At 35.4% G+C, this 3,092-nt stretch carries 4 protein-coding genes; 2 read left to right on the top strand and 2 right to left on the bottom strand.

From position 1 onward, the window contains the following. The coding region (locus tag AC1DND_RS24020; RefSeq protein ID WP_477585091.1) for a sugar MFS transporter at positions 1-949 on the bottom strand (949 nt) is incomplete at its 3' end. Between the two features lie 177 nt (positions 950-1,126). Here AC1DND_RS24020 and AC1DND_RS24025 point away from each other — a divergent pair. Further along, positions 1,127-1,996, top strand: a complete 870-nt coding sequence (locus AC1DND_RS24025) for an AraC family transcriptional regulator (RefSeq protein ID WP_477585092.1) — start codon at positions 1,127-1,129, stop codon at positions 1,994-1,996. Positions 1,997-2,214: 218 nt separating this feature from the next. Further along, positions 2,215-2,427: a hypothetical protein gene (locus AC1DND_RS24030; RefSeq protein ID WP_477585093.1), complete on the top strand. Its 213-nt coding sequence runs from the start codon at positions 2,215-2,217 to the stop codon at positions 2,425-2,427. A 399-nt stretch (positions 2,428-2,826) separates the two neighbouring features. On the opposite strand, the gene AC1DND_RS24035 is transcribed toward AC1DND_RS24030, so the two are convergent. Further along, on the bottom strand, positions 2,827-3,092 hold a 266-nt coding region (locus AC1DND_RS24035; protein WP_477585094.1), incomplete at its 5' end, for a helix-turn-helix domain-containing protein.

Here is a 3,092-nt window from a genome sequence, read left to right on the forward strand (position 1 = left end):
GTTTGTGGGCAGCTACGTATCTCATGAAGAAAGTTCCAGCGAACCGGCCAACCATAAAAGCTAAACCTGCGGCGCCCGAATACCATGCTGCCTGATCCTGGCTGATATTTGCTGATGAGGTGACGAAACTGATAAATAAACTCAATACACAAACCTGTGCGCCTACATAAAAAAACTGCCCGATAATTGCCCAGCGCAAATGGCTATGGCCTAATACATGTCCAAAACTGCTTTTTTCTTTGGCATTTTCTTCTTCCTTAATATCAGGCAGTTTTGTGAAAATAAATAGTATAGCGACTACAATAATCAGAATCCCCAAAATTAGATAAGGCGCTTTTACTGTTGATGCCTCTTCGAGCATATAAGCCTGTTTTTCTAAAGGCAACATTTTTGCCAATTGAACATCGGTATATTTTACTTCGGTAAAAATAAATTTACCGCCAAGTATTGGCGCTAAAAATGCAGCTAAACCATTAAAAGACTGAGAGAAATTTAAACGCTGTGTAGCTGTTTCTGGTGGCCCTAGTACGGTAACATAAGGATTTGCTGCAGTTTCCAGAAAGGTTAAACCACAGGCGATAATAAAAAGTGCACCTAAGAAAAATATATATTGTGCCGTATTGGCTGCGGGTATAAATAATAAACAGCCGATGGCGAATAAAACGAGGCCCAATATAATACCGCTTTTATACCCATACTTGCGCATAATGTAGCCTGCAGGTAGCGCCAATAAAAAATAAGCGATAAAAACCGAAGAATCCACCAGGGTAGATTCGAAAACGTTTAGTTGAAAAGCTTTGCGTAAATGCGGAATTAATACAGGATCGAGATTATGAACAAAGCCCCAGAAGAAAAATAGGCTGGTGACCAAAATTAATGGAAATAAATATCCCTTACCATTTTTTGGTGTATCGGATACCTGAAAGTTCGTTGATGGAGTGTGGCTCATGTTTTGTTTGGTTATAAATGGTTTAAGCAGGTTCTTTCTGGTTAGTTGTTGTATTACAAATTAAACCCATAAGCATTAATAAAAATTTAACTTTATGATCTAATTATTAAATGATATTGGCTCATTTTTTTACATTGCAAAATAATTTTGCATATTAGATTGATTTTTTAAGATTTTATGAAACCGCATTTACTTAATGTATCTACTAATTCGGTAGATTCTTTTAGCGCTCGGAGAGACATTATGCCCGATATAAACAATCGTTGGCATTACCACTCTGCATTAGAACTAATCTACGTTAAAAAAGGCAGAGGAACGCAGTTTATTGGCGATAGCATTAAAAATTTTAAGGATGGCGATGTAGTTTTACTCGGAAGCAATTTGCCACACTACTGGCGCTTTGATCCAGAATTTTTTGATGAAACCGCTGGTGAACCGGTTGATGTTTATGCGATCCATTTTAAGGAAGATTTTTTAGGCAAGGATTTTCTCGATCTTCCCGAAAACCAGGAGATGAAAAAAGTGTTGCTACAATCGCGGCAGGGAATTCAGCTGCAAGGAATCTCAAAAGAGAAAATAGCTTGTTTAATGCCACAGATTATTGAGGCAACAGGCACCATGCGGATTATAAAAATACTGGAAGTATTAACCGAAATAGCCAATTGCGAAGAGAAAAATATTTTGGTTTCGTTAGGCTTTAAGCCAAATTTTTTGGAGAACGAAAAAGATAGGATTCAATCTATTTATAACTATACCATCAGCAATTACAAAAATAAAATAGAACTAAAGGAAATTGCTGCGGTTGCTAAAATCAGCCCCAATTCTTTCTGTAAATTCTTTAAAACTAAAAGCAGGAAAACCTATACACAGTTTCTGAACGAAATTAGGGTAGGACAGGCCTGTAAATTATTGATCGAAAATGATCTGACCGTTAAAGAAATCTGCTACGACTGCGGCTTTTATAATTTCACTAGTTTCCATAAATATTTTAGAGAAATAACAGGGAAAACCCCGCTAAAATATCAGCAAGCCTTTTCTAAGCAATAATTATATTCTGGGGGACTGTTTTTTTTAATCTGACTTCCTAATTCTACAACATTTGCTGTTTTATTTAGGTTTTCCTACTTTTTTTGTTTAAACCAAATATGAATAGCTGAAGTTTGAACGACTTTTATCTTTAATCGATTTTAAAACACAAGAATGTTAAAACTAATTTTCGATTTATAGGTTTATAGCTTAAGTTTGTATTTCTAACTGAATATTTTATGAGCAATATCTCTAATCCGAAACCGGTGAAAAAGGGCGATAGGATGGACAATGACCATAATAACCTTAATGAATCTTACATCCCCGGTTCAAAACACAAATTTGAAGGATGGCCGATTTTATGGATATTGATAGCCATATTTTTAATCTCTGCAGTTTTATGGTATACAGGAGCCGCTCCTTACTTAATTAAGTGGATTGCCAATAAATAAAATAGATGTTTTTAGAGAGGGTAGTTTGGCCACAACATTTCATTGTCTTTCTGTAAGAAAGTTCAATGTATTGGCTTAAAGGGAGACGTTAATTTTGATGACGGGAAAAGAACTGATTAAAATTTTTCATCATCGCTGGGAATCTGTTCAGCGGAGAAATAGCAGTACAACATTAATCCAAAGGAAACAATATAAAATACCGCTGTGATTAAAAGGAATGTGCTCATATAAATAGTTATTTGGTTAGTGTAATTATAACGTTAAGTTATCTTAAATTGTATAGGGCGATGCATTTATTTTATACTAATTATTAACATAATTGATTTTAGTGTTGAAAACTATTTATTTAGTTTTTGTGAGTGGTATTGATTTACTATTCCGCTGTTCCTCAGTTATCTACTACCTCGCCTGAAATTTATCGCGGTATTGAGTCGGGGTCATCCCGACTGATTTTCTGAACACTTTCCTAAATGCTTTTGGATCATTGTAGCCAGAGTTATAAATTACCTCTGTCATTTGCTGGGCAGTTTGCTCTAATAACTTTTTAGCCGCTTCGATACGCGTTTGTTGAAGATACTCGATAGGGGTAATACCAATCACCTGTTTAAAGCGACGCACAATATTTCTTCTACTGGAAGGAATATCTTTAATCATCTCTTCGATGG

It is taken from the genome of Pedobacter sp. 01N416 (assembly GCF_056399685.1).